The organism is Actinoplanes sp. NPDC051470 (genome assembly GCF_040682035.1).
Lineage (GTDB): Bacteria > Actinomycetota > Actinomycetes > Mycobacteriales > Micromonosporaceae > Actinoplanes.
Window position 1 is genome coordinate 121,415 of record NZ_JBFBAA010000016.1, and the last position, 16,790, is coordinate 138,204.

Consider the following 16,790-nt stretch of genomic DNA (forward strand, 5'->3'; position numbering starts at 1 on the left):
GTCGGTCAACTACCTATCTAGCGAGAACCGCGTCGAGTTGGCGGGGTACGCGCCACAGCCAGCGAATCGCCCCAGTTCGTCCATAGTGGCCACGGCGCCCGGCAGCCACCCCGCGACCGCCCACGCCCACGGATAACCGAGCGCCGGCTCACCCACGGCCACCGGCACCGGGATCGACAGCGGCAGATGCGGCGCCAGCCGGGGCAGCCACTCCATCTCCTTGCGGGCCTGCCCGATCGCCCCGGTGTGCCGCGGGAAGCGCACCGACAGCTCATCACCCAGCCGGTAGATCACGTGGTCCGAGCCGGCCTGCTCCCAGCGCCTCAGCGGCCGGCCCGCCCACGCCGGGAACTGGTTGTCCACAAGCTGCCGGGCCAGGTGGGGCTCAACCTCTAGGGTGGCGTCATGGGCGCGCTGAGACCGTGGCATCTCCTCATCATGCTGTTCTGCCTGATCGTCGTCGCCGGCGGTGCGACCGCGCTGGTGGCGATCATCCGGGCCACCAACAAGAAGAAAGACCGTTAGGCGCTGATCGTCAGGAAGACGTTGTCGATGCGGCCGGCGAACTGGTCGTTGCCACGGTTGGCGCCCTTGCCACCGATGCGCAGCGGTTCCGCGTTGGCGATCGAGAGATTCGCGGGCACGGGTACGGCGGCGCGCTCGGCGCCGTCCACGATGATGGCGAGCCGCTCCCGGCTGCGGGCACAGGTGAGCTGGTGCCAGGTGCCGTCCGCGACGTCGAGTGACGGCTCGGCCCGGTAGATCCGCGAGCGGCTGGCGATCACGCAGCTCGGATGCCCCTGCCGGTGGTCGACCTGGAGCTTGAACTGGCTGACTCCGCCGACCGAATAGCCCTTCTGGACGACGTTCGCGCCGTCGGCCAGGTCGGCGTGCGTCATCAGCACCGACGCTCCGTACTCGAGCGGCCTGGTCCCGGGGTTGAGCGTGTCGTCCCGGTCGCCTTCAAGGATGGCGCGCGGGCAGTCCCGTTCCCGCGGCATCGTGCAGCGGTCCGGATATTCGACGGCCAGGCCGAGACCCTGCGGCACCAGGCTGAGCCGGCCGCCGTTCTGGGCGACCGCCCGCAGCTCGCGGCCGCCGTGCGCGTCCAGGATCGGCTTGTCGACGCCGCCGTCGAAGGTGTAGCGCACACCGACCGGCTGATCGGGCACCATGACCCGGCCGTCGTCCTTGGGCTCGGAGAGGATCGTGCTCGGGGTGATCACGCCGGCCGAAGGTGGCGGCATCAGGGCCTGCATGGGCGCGGGGTCGCGCAGCGGCATCGCCTCGGCGCGGGACAGGTGCACGGCGCCGATCACGCCCGCTCCGAGAACCAGCGCTGCGATGACCGCGCCGGCCAGGCGGCGGGTGTGAGACATGCGGTTATTGTCCGGATCGCCGAATTCGTCCTTCACGCAGGGTCCGATTTAGTGAGCGGAACGAAACCGGCGCCTCCGGCGTTGCCGATTGTCGTGACCCTCGCCTTCGCTGTCCTCGGCGACTCCATCGCCTACGGTCTGGGCGCGTCGCGCACGGCCGACACGGTCGGCGCACGCCTCGCCGCCCAGCTGACCGAGGCCGGCATCCTCGTCGACACCCGGGTGTTCGCCGTGTCCGGCGCCGACAGCCGAGGCCTGGCCGCCCAGGTCAAGCAGGCGACGGCCTGGCGCCCCGGCCTCGCGCTGATCATCATCGGCGCCAACGACCTCACCCACTTCGTCCCCGCCCAGCAGGCGGCCCTCTTGCTCGGCAACGCCGTGCGAACCCTGCGCAAGGCCGGCGCCGAGGTGGTCGTGGCCCCCGCACCCGACCTCAGCGTGGTCCCCTGGTGCCCGCCGCAGATGCGCCCGACCGTCCAGGCCGCGAGCCACCTCCTCCGCCAGGAGCAGGCCAGCGCCGCGACCGCGGCCGGCGCCCGCATCGCCGACATCACCGCCACCTCGGCCACAGCCTTCACCACCGACCCGACAGCCATGTTCAGCGCCGACCGCTTCCACCCGTCCAGCGCCGGCTACGCCGTCATCACGGCCGCCCTGTCAGCCACCATCCACGAGGCCGCGTCAGCCGCGAACACCGACCGCTAAAACCCGTTCCGGCCGGGTTCCGCCAGCAGATTCCTCCAGTGGGACGTCACGATGACCTGTGCGCCAGCTCGGATCGCGGCAGGCCAAAGGCGTCGTTGACCGACTACAACGGCCACCCGTTCAGTCCAGAACCATGTCTTGATTCAGGCGGCGATCTCTCCGGCGTCGAGCAGGCCGATCAGGCCGGGACGTGACACGTTCACGAGGCCGGCGGCCTGCTGAGTGGTGAGTTCGGCCTTCGACGGAACCACGAAGACGCTCTGACCGCCGGCCATGTGCGCCGGGATGCGGGCAAGGAGTTGTGGTCCGTCAGGACCCGAGAAAAGCGGGGTCAGGCGGCGGGCGTTGTCGCGTGGGCGGGTTCGCCGACCACGGCGTGCAGGACGTCGTCGAGGGTCACCACGCCCAAGGGGCGGCGGCCGTCGCTGACCAGGAGGATGTGGCGGCGGTCGCGGCGCATGGTGAGGAGGAGGTCGGCCAGGGTTCGGTCCGGTGGGATCACGGCCAGGGGACGGATGATCTCGGCCGGGATCGGGAGGGCGCGCTGGCTGTCGGCGTACCCGAGGATGTCTTTGATGTGGACGAAGCCGAGCACGCGCCTCGTCTCGTGCTGGACCACCGGGAAGCGGGAGCGGCCGCTGTTGGTGGCGACCGTCTCGAGCTCGGCTGGTGTCACGGCGTCGGTGACCGTGGTGACGCGGGCCCACGGGCGGAGGGTGTCGGCGGCGGTGCGGTCGTTGAGGCCCAGCGCGGCGTGGATGCGTGCGTACTGTTCGGTGCCGAGCAGGCCCTCGGTGCGGGCCTGGGTGACCATGCCGGCGAGTTCCTCGGCCGTGAAGACCGTCTTGACCGCGTCGGTGGCCTCGATCTTCCACAGGCTGAGCACGTGCCGGGCCAGCCAGCGCATCGCGGTCAGGACCGGCTTGGTGGCGATGCAGAAGGCCAGCATGAACGGGCCGAGGACGAGCGCCGAGCGTTCCGGGCCGGCCAGCGTGATGTTCTTCGGGACCATCTCGCCGACCACGGTGTGCAGGAACACCACCACGCCCAGCGCGAGCACGAAGGCGACCGGGTGCACGAACCGGGAGGACAGGCCGGCCGCCTCGAACGGGCCCTCGATCAGATGCGCCAGGGCCGGCTCGGAGATGGCGCCCAGGCCGAGCGAGCAGATCGTGATGCCGAGCTGGGCGCCGGCGATCATCAGCGGGATCTGGTTCATCGCGGCCAGGGCCCATTGGGCGCGCTTGGCCGGGAGCAGCGGTTCGAGGGCGGTACGCCGGGACGCGATCAGCGCGAACTCGCCGCCGACGAACAGCGCGTTGCCCAGCAGCAGAAGGACGGTGACCAGCAGCTCAAGCATCGATCGGCTCCACCGGGGCGACCATCCGGACCTGTTCGATGCGGTGCCGGTCGACCTGCGTCACGGTGAACTCCCAGCCGTCCTCGGTGAGCGACTCCCCCGGCACCGGGATGTGGCCGAGGCGGGCCAGCAGAAAACCCGCGAGCGTCTCGTACGGGCCCTCGGGCAGCGCGAACCCGGTCAGCTCCAGCAGCTCGTCCTCGCGCAGCAGCCCGTCGACCAGGAACGTCTTCTCGCCACTGGGCGCGGTCAGCACCTGGGTGGCCGTCTCGGGCAGGTCCAGGTCGTACTCGTCGGAGATCTCCCCGACCAGCTCCTCGATCAGGTCCTCGACGGTGACCACGCCGTCCGTGCCGCCGTACTCGTCGACCACGATGGCCAGATCGGCGTCGGCCGCGCGCAGGGCGGCGAGCACCTTGTCCAGGTCGAGGCTCTCCGGCACGTAGACCGGTTCCCGGGCGATCGACGAGACGGCCGTAGTGGCCCGCCGGGCCGGTTCGACGCCGAGCGCCTCGGGCACCGCCGCCACCCCGGTGACCAGGTCGAGCGTGCTCTCGTACACCGGAAAGCGGGTGTGGCCGGTCTCGCGCGAGAGCGCGAGCAGGTCGGCGACGCTGGCCGTCACCTTGAGCCCGACCACGTCGACGCGCGGGGTCATGGCCCGGGCCGCGCGCTTCTCACCGAACCGGATGGTCCGGCGCAGCAGCGTCGCCGTCTCGGTCGGCAGCGCGCCGGCCCGGGCGCTGATCGCGGCGAGCAGGCCCAGTTCCTCGGGGCTGCGGGCGCTGGCCAGCTCTTCCTGGGGTTCGATGCCGAGGCGGCGGACCAACCAGTTCGCCGAGCCGTTGAGCGCGGCGATCGGCAGCCGGAAGAGACGCGCGAAGGCTCGCAGCGGCATCACCGCGACGAGCGCGGCCCGCATCGGGCGGGCCAGCGCCGCGTTCTTGGGTACGAGTTCCCCGAACAGCATCGAGACCAGCGTGGCCAGCACCAGGGACAGCACATGGGTCACGGTCTCGGTGGCGCCCCCGGTGATCGGCTCGATCACCGGCCGGAAGACCCGGGACAGCGCCGGCTCGGCCAGGTAGCCGGTGAGCACCGTCGTGATGGTGATGCCGAGCTGCGCGCCGGACAACTGGAACGACAATTCGTGCAGAGCGTGACGGACCGTACGCGCGCGGCGGTCGCCGGCGTTGGCCCGCTTCTCGATCTCGGCCCGGTCCACCGTGACCAGGCCGAACTCGGCGACCACGAAGAACGCATTGCCCGCCGTGAGCAGCACAAACGCCGCCAAGGGGAGCACCGCGGTCAGGAGCAGGCCGTCCATGATCGGTTCACCTCGGCCCTCATTGTGCCGGACCGCGGCAGCACACCGAAGGGTCGCGTCCCGGCAGGTGATCTGGCCCTGGCCGGGAGGCGCCTCCTGATCGTTCAGCGAGGGCGGCGCTCCCGAGCCCTCCGGCGCAGCGCCATGCCGCCCATGACCAGCCCGCCGCCGATCGCGATCAGCAGGGAGACCGCGGCGCCGGTGATCGGCAGCTGCCCGCCACCACCACCCGCGACCGGGGCCGGCGACGCCATCCCGAGTGGCGTGGCCGCCACGGGCTCCGCGGTGGCCATGCCGCCGGTGGTCATCGTGCTCACGAAGACCAGATACTCGGCGTCGTTGGTCAGGCTGCTGATCGTGCAGCCGGTGCTCGTCGAGTCGCCCGGCGAGCAGGAGCCGAACCCACCCTCCTCGGTGAACGCGACGGCCTGGCTGCCGCGCACCGACCCGAGTCCGAGCTCGTCCGACGAGGTCCAGTCGACGCCGATCTCCGCGTCCCGCGCCTGAGTGTCCACGTCGCGCGGCGCACCGGGCCTCAGCAGCGTCGCGGTCGGCCGGAGCCGGTCGGTCGTGGTGCCGTCGCCGAGCTGACCGCCCGCGTTGTCACCCCAGCAGTACGCGTTCCCCGCGACGTCCATGCCGCAGGCGTGGCGCTCACCCATCGAGATCCCGAAGAGCAGCCCGCCGGTCGCGCCGAAGACGTATTCGTAGAGGCTGGAGCCGGTGAGCCCGCTCTGGTCGAGCTTGGCCGGTTCGGCCCGGTCGGTGTGGTCACCGGTCCCGAGCTGGCCCTCGGTGTTGTCACCCCAGCACCACCCCTGACCGTCCTCGATCACCGCGCAGGTGCTGTCGCCGCCGGCGGTGACCATCCACGCGGCCTCCAGCCCGGTGTCGACCGGCAGGTTCTGGGCTGCCTGCGCGGGATCGTCACCGAGCTGGCCGTGCCCGTCCGCGCCCCAGCACCAGACGCGCTCGTCATACGTCACCGCGCAGGTGTGCCGGGCGCCGACCTCGATCTGGCCCAGCTCGTCGTCGGAGCCGAGCGGAGCGGTGTCCACCGAGGTCGGCGTGGCCACCGGGGTCGCGCCCGCGGTGCCGTCGCCGACCTGGCCGTCGGAGTTGGAACCCCAGCACCACGCCGCCCCCGCGTCGTCGAGGGCGCAGGTGGTGTCGCCGCCCGCGGCGACGTCGGCCAGGTCATCCAGACCGGGCACGGCCTGCGGCGTCGTCACCGGCACACCGGCGGCGCCCTGGCCGAGCTGACCGGCGTCGTCCCGTCCCCAGCAGACCAGGCTCCGGTCGACCAGGATCGCGCAGGTGTGGTCGGCGCCGGCCGCCACCTGGAGCACGCCGCCGCGCACCTTGACCGGCGCCGGACGCGCGGTCGTGGTGCCGTCGCCGACCTGCCCGTAGGTGTTGTCGCCCCAGCAGTAGAGGTCACCGCCGACGTCGCTGTCGTCGAACAACTCCAGCACGCACTGATGCGCGCCCCCGGCCGTTACCGGGCCGGCCGAGTTCGCCAGCGCGTTGGTCGGCGCCTCGGGCTCGGCGTTCCCGGCGCCCCAGCACCACAGCTCCAGGAAGCCCGCGGCGCAGGACACGTCGCCGCCGGCCGCGATCGGCTGGCCACCGGGGTCGCCGTCGTCGAAGTCGGCGACGCCGGCCTTCTTCGTCTTGTACAGCTGCTGCTGCAACGTCAGCGCCTTGGCCAGGATCGACGGGTCGTCCGGCGGAGCGGCGTGTACGGGTGCGGCTGTGGCCGGTACGAGGAGCGCGATCGCCGCCGCGGCAACGATCCGCCACCGGCGGCTGGTCGTGAGCATCAGCATCAGGCAAGCACACGCGTCACCCCTCGGGGGGCGGTTTCGGCAGACTGCAGGGGTGTCTGACGTGCGGGAAGAGCTCGATCGGCTGTGGCGGAGTGAGGCCGGCGGCGTGCTCGGCGTGCTGGCCCGCCGGCTCGGCGACCTGGACCGGGCCGAGGAGGCTCTGCAGGACGCGGTGGCCGAGGCGCTGCGGCGGTGGCCGGCGGACGCCGATGGGACATCTCGCTGGTCAAGTCCGCGCTGTCCCGGCTGGCCCGGGCCGCCGCGCTCGACCAGCCCGGTCCGTACCAGCTCGAAGCGGCCATCGCGGCACAGCACTCGCTGGCGCCGTCCTACCAGGCGACCGACTGGGCCGCGGTGCGCCGGCTCTACGACGCCCTCATGATCATGAAGCCGTCACCGGTCGCGCGGCTGAGCCGGGCCGTGGCGACCAGCCACGTCGACGGGCCGGAGGCCGCGCTGGCCGAGGTGGACGGGCTCGAGAAGGACCTGTCCGGATATCGGCTGTGGCACGCGACCCGGGCCGACCTGCTGAGCCGGCTCGGGCGCGATCCCACGGCCAACCTGCGGCGGGCGCTCGCGCTGGCCACCAACCCGGCCGAACGCGAACTCCTGGCCCGAAGGCTGGCTAGCGTTCCATGACCGGGCGGACCTCGATCTTGTCGCCCACCCGGATGCCCGGCCAGCCACCGGCCACGGCCACCGCCTCGTCGATGTCGTTGGCCACGATGTGGATGAAGCCGCCGACGACCTCCTTGATCTCCAGGTAGGGGCCGTCGGTCACGGTCGGGGTGCCGTCAGCGCCGGTGGCGGACGTACCGCATGATGTGGATCCTCCCGTCTTGACGTGTGTTTGACCGGATGACGATCGGCGTGGGCGGCGACTCGACACCCGGCTCACACTTCTTGCTTCAGCGACCTCAGCAGCACGGTGGCCACGTCCACCACCTCGACGTTCTCCTGCTCACCCTTGCCGGTGACCCCGTCGCCGATCATCGTGTAGCAGAACGGGCAGCCGACCGCGATGGTCTTGGCCCCGGTGGCCAGGGCCTCCTCGGTGCGCTCGACGTTGATCCGCTTGCCGATCTTCTCCTCCATCCACATGCGCGCGCCGCCGGCGCCGCAGCAGAAGGAGCGTTCCTTGGTGCGGGGCATCTCGATCACGTCGGCCGCCGCGCCCAGAACCTCGCGGGGGGCGTCGAAGACCCGGTTGTGCCGGCCCAGGTAGCAGGGGTCGTGGTAGGTGACGTCGCCCTCGATCGGCTGGACCGGGGTGAGCTTGCCCTCCTTGACCAGGTGGGCGAGCAACTGGGTGTGGTGCACGACCTCGACCTTCAGGCCGAGTTGCTCGTACTCGTTGCCCAGGGTGTTGAAACAGTGCGGGCAGGTGGCGACGATCTTCTTGACGTTCGCCTCCTGCAGCGTCTCGACGTTCTGCTGGGCGAGCATCTGGAAGACGAACTCGTTGCCGATGCGGCGCGCCGGGTCGCCCGTACACGTCTCGCCCTCGCCGAGGATCGCGTAGTTGACGCCGGCCTCGTGCAGCAGCGTGGCCACCGCCCGGGTGGTCTTCTTGGCCCGGTCCTCGAAGGCGCCCGCGCAGCCGACCCAGAACAGGTAGTCGAAGTCCTCGGTCTCGCCGACCCGCGGCACCTCGAAGTCCAGACCCTTGGTCCAGTCCTCCCGGGTGTTCTGCGGCGCGCCCCACGGGTTGCCCTTGTTCTCCAGGTTGCGCAGCATGACGCCGGCCTCGGCCGGGAAGCTCGACTCGATCAGCACCTGGTAGCGGCGCATGTCCACGATGTGGTCGACGTGCTCGATGTCGACCGGGCACTGCTCGACGCAGGCGCCGCAGGTGGTGCACGACCAGAGCACGTCGGGGTCGATGACGCCCTGCTCGTCCTCGGTGCCGATCAGCGGGCGGTTGCCCTCGGCCAGCGCCAGCACGTCCATGTGGGCGAGCTGGGCCTCGGTCGCCTTCTCCTCGCCGGTGAGGTCTTTGCCGCCACCGGCCAGAAGATAGGGCGCTTTCGCGTACGCGTGATCTCGCAAGCTCGTGATCAACAGTTTCGGCGACAGCGGCTTGGCCGTGTTCCAGGCCGGACACTGCGACTGGCAGCGGCCACACTCGGTGCAGGTGGAGAAGTCGAGCAGGCCCTTCCAGGTGAACTGCTCGACCTGGGCCACGCCGAACTGGTCCTTCTCGGGGTCGGCCTCCTCGAAGTCGAGTGGCTTGCCCTCGCTCATCATCGGCCGCAGCGCGCCCAGGCCGGAACCGGCGGGCTTCTCGGGCGCACGCTTGAAGAAGATGTTGAAGAAGGCCAGGAACCGGTGCCAGGCCACGCCCATCGTCACGTTCAACGCGATCGTGATCAGCCAGGCCATCGAGATGTAGATCTTGACCAGCGCGACCCAGGTGGCGCCGTTCTCCCAGTTCGGCAGCGCGGCGCCGATGGCGTGGCTGACCGGGGCGGCCCAGACCGGGTATTCGAAATGTCCGGTGGCCACCTTGAAACCGCGGATCAGGAACCCACAGACGAGTACGGCCACAATGATCGCCTCGACGAAGTAGCCCTGCCACATCGCCGAACCGGTGAACCGGCTCCGCTTCTTGGCCCGGTCGGCCTGCCGCCGGTAGATCAGGTAGAGGATGCCGACCATGCCGAGGACGCCGATCCACTCGGTGACCAGGCCGAACACCGTCCAGTGCCCGATGATCGGCAGCCCCCGGTCGGGGTCGGCCACCTCGAAGTACGCCTCGAGCACCAGCAGCGACAGCACGACGAACGCCACCATCACGAACCAGTGCGCCGCCCCGACCGCGCCCCACTTGAGCATGCGGGTGTGGCCGGCGATCTCCACCAGCATCGTCCTGGTGCGGGTGCCCTTGTCGGTGGTGCGGGCCGGGTCGGGTTTACCGAGCCGGATCACCGACGTCATCTGCAGGACGGCCCGCACGGCGAGGACGACGGCGACCACGGTGACCGCGGCGGCCAGCACGGAGGCGATGATCTGAGCAGTGCCCATGGCGATATGTTACCCGTCAGTAAGGTTCGCGCATCCCTGGGGTTCCCACGATAAACGCACCCCTAGTGCAAAAACACCGGGGTGCGTTTCCGATCTTGTGGACGTTAAAGGTCGCTTAGCGCCAACGGGCCAGGATCGCCAGCGACGCCACCATCGCGCCGAAGCCCACCGCGAGGTTCCAGTAGCGCCAGGCCTCGACCGGGTACTGCTGCTCGGAGAGGTAATACACCACCAGCCACGCGATGCCGACCACGATCAGCGTGACCGCGGTAGCCGGCAGCCACACCGGGCTCGGCTTCTTGTTGTTGGCATTGACCGCCGGACGAACATCCGTCGGCGGCGTGTAGACCTTCTTCTTGCGAACCTGTGACTTCGGCACGGTGCTCTCCTGAGGGCAACAAGTGGTGAACAACCCACCGCTGAGCGGCTCCGGGGAACCCGATGCTGCCGGTGGCGAATACTGTTCGACAGCTAGCGTAGTCAAGGCGGCACGCAGACCGGCACCCACCGGGGTAACTTTCGTTCCGCTTGGACCATTTACGACGTCGGAGGGTAGCGCGTGGAGTACACCACCGGCGCCCCCTCGTGGCGCCTCGTGCTGCGTCGCGCGCTCGGTGGCCTGCGGCCCCGCGTACGTCATCAGAAGCAACGAGGATGGTCGATCGGGGTTCCGCTGATCGCCCTGGCCGCGGGTTTGCTGTTCACCACCTCGGCGACCACGGCCGGGGGTACGGCGCTCCGGGACGACCGGCGGCCTCAGGTGACCCAGCTGATCACCGACAAGCGGGCGAGGCTGGACGATCGCGGGGCACGGGCGGCTCAGTTGCGTACCCAGGTCGACCAGGACACCGAGCGCCTGGCTGAGGTCGACGCACCGGTCCGGGAGGCCCGGAAACGGGCCGACCGCATGCAGGCTGCGGCCGGCTTCACCGCCCTCCAGGGCCCCGGTCTGACCGTCGTCCTGAACGACTCACCGCGCCGCGTCGGCGACGGCAGCCCGAACAACCCGAGGAACGATGACCTGGTCGTTCACCAGGGCGATGTGCAGGCCGTGGTGAACGCGCTGTGGGCCGGCGGCGCCGAGGCGATGACGATCATGGATGTCCGCGTCATCTCGACCAGCGCGGTAAGATGCGTCGGCAACACCCTTCTTCTGCACGGCCAGGTCTTCTCGCCGCCGTTCAAGATCACGGCGATCGGCGAACCCACAGCACTGCATCGCGCGTTGGAGTCCGCGGAGGGCGTCCGGCAGTTCCGAGATGCGGTCGCCGACTTCGGCCTCGGGTATTCCGAAACCACCGAGAGGAACGTGACAGTGCGGGCGTACGACGGGTCGAGTGACCTCCGATCCGCGCGGGCCGGCCAGTGACGGAACCGCCGAACTCGGGGCGCCACCGGGCAACGTCCTCGTCCTCTTCGGACCCCGCTGCCTCCTCGGACCCCGCTGTGTCGGCCGCGCGCGACAAACGGCCGAAGCCCAGCATCGGCGAGTGGGTGAGCGGCCTCGGCGACGAGGCGATGCCCCACCCCGCGCTCGGGCCGACCCAGATTCCCGGCGGCTGGATCGGCGCCACTGTCCGCGATGGCGCCAAAACTCCTGGTCACGACGGCCCTGGTGTCGGTGATACGACAGATTTTCCGGACGCCGATCGGCCTTCCCCGCCCGCTGCCGCTCCGCCTTCGCCGCCCGCTGCCACACCGCCTGGCACGGCCGCTGAGCAGGCAGATGTCGGTGTCCAAGATCCACAGCGGAATCCCGGCGAACCGGTACCGGCAGGCATCGATCAAGGTTCGGACCAAACGGACGAAGATCTTCATCGCGACCGTCCCGCCCTCCAACGTGACGGGGTTATCCACATCGCGCCCCCCACTGCGGACACCGGCGGTGCAGGATGGGTCGGCGCGGACGATCTCCGCGCGCCCGGCAACCGGCCCGAGGGAGTGGATCAAGAGATGTCGTCCGGAGTGAACGGCGGCGGCACGCCGGCCGGTCGCGGCTGGGCCGATGACCCTGCCCCCGATGGTGGCTGGGTGTCCGACGACGCCCCTTGGACCAGCCGTGACGACCGCCCGGCCGCGGGTCAGGCCTGGTCTGACTCCTCGGCTGGCTTTGACTCCTCGGCTGGCTATGGCGAGTTTCCGGTCGCCGGGCGCGCTGCCGGTGCGGTTGAGCCTGGCGGTGCCGAGATGAACTGGCCGGCCCAGTCTGGCGCCGGGCAGATGGATTGGTCCTCCGAGCCCGCCGGCGGCCCGGCAGATCGGTCCTCCGAGCCCGCTTTCGGCCGGCCGGATTGGTCTCCCGAGCCCACTGCTGGCCAGGCGGATTGGTCGGCCAAGCCGGCTTTCAGCCCGCCGAATCAGCCCGCCAAGCCTGCATTCGGCCCGCCGAATCAGCCCGCCAAGCCCGCTTTCGGCCAGCCGGATCGGACTGCCGAGCCCGCTGCTGGCCAGGCGGATCGGACTGCCGAGCCCGCTTTCGGCCGGCCGGATCGGACTGCCGAGCCCGCTGCTGGCCAGGGAGATCGGACTGCCGAGCCCGCTTTCGGCCGGCCGGATCGGACTGCCGAGCCTGCTGCTGTCGAGGCGGTTTCGGCCGCTGCGGCAGCCGCCCCGCAGCGCGCCCGCCAGACCCGTGCCGTCGACGACGGAGCGTGGCGCGACGAGCCTGCTTGGGCTACTGAGGCGGCCGCTCAACCCCCCTTTGCCGGCGCGAGTCAACCGCCGGCCGGCACGGCTCAAGTCCCGGCGGGTTCCGTTCCGTCGCGCGGCGCCGGTGTGGCCCAGCCATCTGCCGCCGCTCCCCGAGCCGACCATGACGATGCTCCCTGGGTGACCCAGCCCAATGTGGGGTCCGTGCCGCGCGGCGACGCCGCCGTCCAACTGGCCGTCTCCGGTGACAACGGGCAGTCCGGGGTGAGCGACTGGCCGACCGCGACCGATACACCGGCACCCCGCCGCGACCTTCCCGCAGCCGGCGACGGCTGGGCACCGGCCCTCGACGGCGCGGGCCATTCAGAGTCTGCCGCGAGCTCGCAGTTCGGCGATCAAGCTGCCGGTTGGGGCGCCTCCAACGGCGTTGCGGCGCGCCACCCGGAAGACACCACCGGTTGGGATGATCGACCCGCCTCGCGTCATGTCGTCCAGCCGGAGGACAACACGTGGGCTCCGCAGCCCGCCGACGGCGGTGACCCTTCGAACGTCGCGCCCGACCAGAACGGCCGAGCCGGCCGCCGGGCCCACCACCTAGACACCGACGTCCGCGATGGCCAGGCCGCCGAGGTGGGCACCTGGACGCCGGACAGTGTCCCGGGTAGCCAGGCCGCCGGAGCAAGCACCTGGGCGCCGAACGATGCCACGGGTGGCCACGCCGTCCCGCAGCGCAGTGCGACAACCGACGAGACGGTCGCCGACGGCTGGACTGCCGAGCAATACCCCGACGCTCATCCCGGTCAGCCAGGTGACCCTCGCGGTGGCTGGGAGGCCGAGGGGATCCATGGCCAGGCGCTCGGCGGCCGACGAGCAGCCCGACCGGAATGGCCGGTGCCCGGCGACGGCCAGGACACCCAGTGGTCGGCCGAGGGCGGCGTGGCCGGCGGTCCCCTCAGCGAGGGCGACGACTGGCACAACCCTGCCCCCTCCGACACCGGCGTCGCCTTCGGCCGGCGAGGCCAGGACCCGCTGGTCCGTTCCGCGGTCCCGTCGATCGACCCCACCCAGCCCCGCGCCGCAGCCGCCATGCCCTTCGCCCAGAACGGGTTCAACGCCGCCGCGACGCCGCAAGCGGCCGCCCCGAACCCCGCTCAAAGCCTGGACCCGGCCGCCACCGCCCCGAACCTCCCCGCCCCCACCCTGAACGGGCCGGCCTTCGCCCCCGCGCCAAACTCGGCCCGGCCCGCTTCAGCACCGGGCGTCGCAGTCTCCCGGCAGAACGGAACCGCATCGGTGCCGGGCCAGGCCCCCGCTCCCGGATTCCCTTCGGCCCGACCGGCCGCCATCCCCGGCGCCGCACCCGTCGTTCAAGGTGGCACCCCTTTCACTCCCGGCGCGGCACCCTCCGCACCGATGGCGTCCAGCGACGCGCCTTTCGCCCCCAGCGGGACGGCCTCTGTCCACGGCGGCATCCCAGTCGTCCCCGGCGGCACACCTTTCGCCCCCGGCACGACGACCTCCGCAGCGAGCAGCGCGGCCGGTGATCCGCCATTCGTGGCGGGTTCCGGCCTAGGCATCGCCAACGGCCCGCGTAGCCAGCACCTTGGCGACTCCGACGGGCTGGTGGGCGATCGTCGAGGCTCCACCAGGTTCTTCACCGGCCCGGACGACGAGCCCGACCGAACCACCGGCCAACCGGCCACGAACGGCGAGATCCGACGCCCTGGTGATCCGAACGGCACTGCTGCCGACCGGTCCGGCTTCGCGCCGAACGACCACCGTGAGCAGCGCGGATATGGCTCAGCAGTCGACGGCTTGCAGGCAGCCGGTTGGGGACGGGCCACCTCCGCTCCGGCGGACACCTGGGCGAACGGTCAGGTGTCCGGCCCGACCCAACCCGGTCGAGCCGCGCCGAGCGCCGTCCATCCCGCCCTGACGAACGGTCATGCAGCCGCTCAGGCCCAGCCCTACCCCGACCAGTCCGGTCTTCCGAACGGCCGGGCGGCCGGCAACGTGCAGCCACACCCCGATCAGACCGGTCTGGCGAACGGCTGGACCGGCCAGGCTCGTGACCTGCACTCCGGTCAGACCGAGCAGGGCGCGGCCGCGGTCGGTTGGCAGCACGCAGGCAGCGAGGACGCCGACTCCGAGATCCGCGGTCGTAACGGTGCCGCTGGGTTGACCGGCTGGCAGCCGTCCGAGGACCAGCGGCCAGAAGGCGGGCGACGCGGCCGGGCCGAGACCAACGGCTCTGCGGCTTGGCCGGCGTCCGACGGCCAGCCAGCAGGGCGGCGCAGCGACGACGCCACGGCGAATGGCGCCTGGTCGACCGACCACGCCCAGCAGCCTGACGACCAGAACGCCACCACCACCGCCAACGGCTGGCAGACCGACGGCGGCCGGAACGCCACCACGACGGCCAACGGCTGGCAGAGCGATAGCGAGCCTCGGACCAGCCAAGGCCGCACTGACGCTGGCGCTGCGATGAGTGGACGGCAGCGCGCCGACGAGCAGCAATCCGGTGGCCGGCGGCGCCGGCGGGAAGACACCACGGCCAACGGCTGGCCGACCGCGGATGATCAGCAGCCGGGCAGCGGCCGGCACGACAGCGCAGCCGCCGCGAACGCCGACCGGCAATCCACGGGCAGCCAGCAGCTTGGTGGCGGCCGGCACGACAGCGCACCGGCCGCTAACAGCGACTGGCAAGCAAGGGGCAGCAGTCAGCTTGGTGGTGGCAGGCATGACAACGGAGCCGCCACGAACACCGAGTGGAAGGCCGCGGGTGGCGAGCAGCTGGGCGCTGGACGGCACGGCGCCAACGCCGACTGGCAGGCCGCGGGCAGCCAGCAATCGGGCGTCGGGCGGCGCCGGCGGGAAGACTCCACGGCCAACGGGTGGCCGAACCCGAATGAGCAGCAGCCCGGTGGCGGACAGCACGCCAACGGGACAGCAGGGGCCAACGGCTGGCAGACCCCTAACGGCCAGGACCCGGTCGGCGGACAGCGCGGCGACGCGGCCCCCGGCACCAACGGCTGGCCCGCCGACGGGCAGCAGCCTCCGGGCGGACGACGCGCCCGGCCGAACACGCCCAACGGCCGGCCGGACGAGCAGCAGCCGGGCAACGGCCATGCGGCCCGCACGACCAGCGGCTGGCCAGGCGCTGACGGGTCGCAACCCGGGCTGCCGGGCTACGAAACCCCAGCGGCCGAGGACGGCGGCGGCGGGCGGGGGCGAGATGCTGCGACAGCGATAGCAGGCGACCAGCGAGCCAGGCGCGGTCAGCACGGCGCGCCCGAGGCCGACAGCTGGGATGCGGGCGCCGGTGACTGGCGTGAGCAGGCTGACGACGCGGGTGACGACTGGCTGGGGGCGTTGCGTGGCGGCGCTGACGGTGGTCAGGGGCGGCGCGGTGCTCTTGGGCACGGCGAGCAGCGCGGCATGGGTGCGGGGCTGGATGAGGCCCGGGTCGACGCCCGCGATGAGTGGCGGGCCGCCTCGGGTGCGTACCCGCAGGTGGCGGAGTCGGACGCCGCGCGTACGGCGATCATCAACACCGCTGACGCGCCCACCGGGCTTCTACCTATTGTGCCTTTAGCGGGTGAGCGGGGCGCCAAACCGGCCCGGGAGACCGTGGGCGACGGTGCCAAGGGGGCCGCCAATGTGGCCGAGGCGGCCGCGAAGGCGGCCGCTGCCCCGCTCGAGGAGAACCAAGACGCTGATGACACCGCGCCGAAACGGGGCGAAAAGGTCGTCAAGTTGCGTCCTGAGCAGACGAGTGACGGTTACAAGAGCGTGTACTCCGAACTGACCCGCCCCACGATGGGCTCTCGCGTTCGCGCGGGTGTCCGCGGCACCGGCGAGATGATGATCACTCTCGGGTTGATCGTGCTGTTGTTCGCCGGGTACGAGGTGTTCGGCAACACCGCGGCGGTGAATGACGAGCAGTCGACCCTGGACGACGCGCTGGCGCAGGAGTGGAACGCGCCGGTCGTGGGCCCGTCGAGCCCGGCTCCGATCGGGCCGGACGCACCGGGCAAGGGGCTGGTCGGCCGGCTCTACATCCCGAAGCTGAACAAGAAGTGGGTCGTCGTCGACGGCGTGCGCGCGCAGGACATCAGGCTCGGGCCGGGGCACTACCCGGACACCGCGCTGCCGGGCAAGGTCGGCAACTTCTCGGTGGCGGGTCACCGGATCCGGTCGATCTTCTGGCGTCTCGACGAGATGCGCGACGGTGACATCATCGGCGTGGAGACCCGGAACAACTGGTTCATCTACAAGGTGTCCAGCACCGAGGTCGTGCTGCCGACAGCGGTCGAGGTGGTCGCGGCGGTGCCGGGCAAGCCCAAGGCCAAGCCGACCACGGCGATGCTGACGCTGACCACTTGCAACCCGAAGTTCAACAACTACGAACGACTCATCGTGCATGCGAAGCTGACCGATACCATCACCCGCGACCAGACCCTTCCGGACGCCGGGATCCCCGCTGCGCTCGCGAAGATCAAGTCGTAGGAGATTTC

The 16,790-nt window shown here is 71.2% G+C and carries 13 protein-coding genes; 4 read left to right on the plus strand and 9 right to left on the minus strand.

What is annotated here, in order from left to right; translation table 11 throughout:
• Positions 1 to 9 precede the first annotated feature (9 nt).
• Together AB0M54_RS27010 and AB0M54_RS27015 are read right to left on the minus strand one after the other, a co-directional pair.
• Positions 10 to 429, minus strand: coding sequence for a phosphotransferase (locus AB0M54_RS27010; protein WP_364474357.1), 420 nt, complete (start codon positions 427 to 429; stop codon positions 10 to 12).
• A gap of 92 nt (positions 430 to 521) precedes the next feature.
• On the minus strand, positions 522 to 1,379 hold the full coding sequence (locus tag AB0M54_RS27015) for a LamG-like jellyroll fold domain-containing protein (protein WP_364474359.1): 858 nt from the start codon (positions 1,377 to 1,379) through the stop codon (positions 522 to 524).
• A 51-nt stretch (positions 1,380 to 1,430) separates the two neighbouring features.
• Between AB0M54_RS27015 and AB0M54_RS27020 the strand changes: the two genes are divergently transcribed.
• The gene (locus AB0M54_RS27020) at positions 1,431 to 2,084 is read left to right on the plus strand and encodes a GDSL-type esterase/lipase family protein (RefSeq protein ID WP_364474360.1); all 654 of its coding nucleotides are present in this window, start codon (positions 1,431 to 1,433) and stop codon (positions 2,082 to 2,084) included.
• Positions 2,085 to 2,227: 143 nt separating this feature from the next.
• Here AB0M54_RS27020 and AB0M54_RS27025 read toward each other — a convergent pair whose 3' ends face one another.
• The 4 genes from AB0M54_RS27025 to AB0M54_RS27040 form a co-directional block, all read right to left on the minus strand.
• Positions 2,228 to 2,359, minus strand: a complete 132-nt coding sequence (locus AB0M54_RS27025; protein WP_364312072.1) for a hypothetical protein — start codon at positions 2,357 to 2,359, stop codon at positions 2,228 to 2,230.
• 56 nt (positions 2,360 to 2,415) lie between these two features.
• Positions 2,416 to 3,444, minus strand: a complete 1,029-nt coding sequence (locus AB0M54_RS27030) for a hemolysin family protein (RefSeq protein WP_364312074.1) — start codon at positions 3,442 to 3,444, stop codon at positions 2,416 to 2,418.
• Positions 3,437 to 4,771 (minus strand): hemolysin family protein, encoded by a 1,335-nt coding sequence (locus tag AB0M54_RS27035; protein WP_364312077.1) that lies wholly within the window; start codon positions 4,769 to 4,771, stop codon positions 3,437 to 3,439. Before AB0M54_RS27035 ends, AB0M54_RS27030 begins: the two co-directional genes overlap by 8 nt.
• 104 nt (positions 4,772 to 4,875) lie before the next feature.
• The gene (locus AB0M54_RS27040; RefSeq protein WP_364474361.1) at positions 4,876 to 6,600 is read right to left on the minus strand and encodes a hypothetical protein; all 1,725 of its coding nucleotides are present in this window, start codon (positions 6,598 to 6,600) and stop codon (positions 4,876 to 4,878) included.
• A 192-nt stretch (positions 6,601 to 6,792) separates the two neighbouring features.
• Here AB0M54_RS27040 and AB0M54_RS27045 point away from each other — a divergent pair, with 192 nt between their 5' ends.
• On the plus strand, positions 6,793 to 7,239 hold the full coding sequence (locus AB0M54_RS27045; protein WP_364474363.1) for a hypothetical protein: 447 nt from the start codon (positions 6,793 to 6,795) through the stop codon (positions 7,237 to 7,239).
• Here the strand turns inward: AB0M54_RS27045 and AB0M54_RS27050 are convergent.
• The 3 genes from AB0M54_RS27050 to AB0M54_RS27060 form a co-directional block, all read right to left on the minus strand.
• The gene (locus AB0M54_RS27050) at positions 7,226 to 7,381 is read right to left on the minus strand and encodes a YciI family protein (protein WP_364474365.1); all 156 of its coding nucleotides are present in this window, start codon (positions 7,379 to 7,381) and stop codon (positions 7,226 to 7,228) included. The genes AB0M54_RS27045 and AB0M54_RS27050 overlap by 14 nt on opposite strands.
• Positions 7,382 to 7,494: 113 nt before the next feature.
• Positions 7,495 to 9,624, minus strand: a complete 2,130-nt coding sequence (locus tag AB0M54_RS27055) for a heterodisulfide reductase-related iron-sulfur binding cluster (RefSeq protein ID WP_364474367.1) — start codon at positions 9,622 to 9,624, stop codon at positions 7,495 to 7,497.
• Positions 9,625 to 9,739: 115 nt separating this feature from the next.
• Positions 9,740 to 10,003, minus strand: coding sequence for a cell division protein CrgA (locus AB0M54_RS27060; protein WP_364312090.1), 264 nt, complete (start codon positions 10,001 to 10,003; stop codon positions 9,740 to 9,742).
• A gap of 180 nt (positions 10,004 to 10,183) precedes the next feature.
• Between AB0M54_RS27060 and AB0M54_RS27065 the strand changes: the two genes are divergently transcribed.
• Both AB0M54_RS27065 and AB0M54_RS27070 read left to right on the plus strand, forming a co-directional pair.
• The gene (locus AB0M54_RS27065; RefSeq protein WP_364312093.1) at positions 10,184 to 10,993 is read left to right on the plus strand and encodes a DUF881 domain-containing protein; all 810 of its coding nucleotides are present in this window, start codon (positions 10,184 to 10,186) and stop codon (positions 10,991 to 10,993) included.
• A 662-nt stretch (positions 10,994 to 11,655) separates the two neighbouring features.
• Positions 11,656 to 16,782, plus strand: a complete 5,127-nt coding sequence (locus tag AB0M54_RS27070) for a class E sortase (RefSeq protein ID WP_364474369.1) — start codon at positions 11,656 to 11,658, stop codon at positions 16,780 to 16,782.
• Positions 16,783 to 16,790 lie beyond the last annotated feature (8 nt).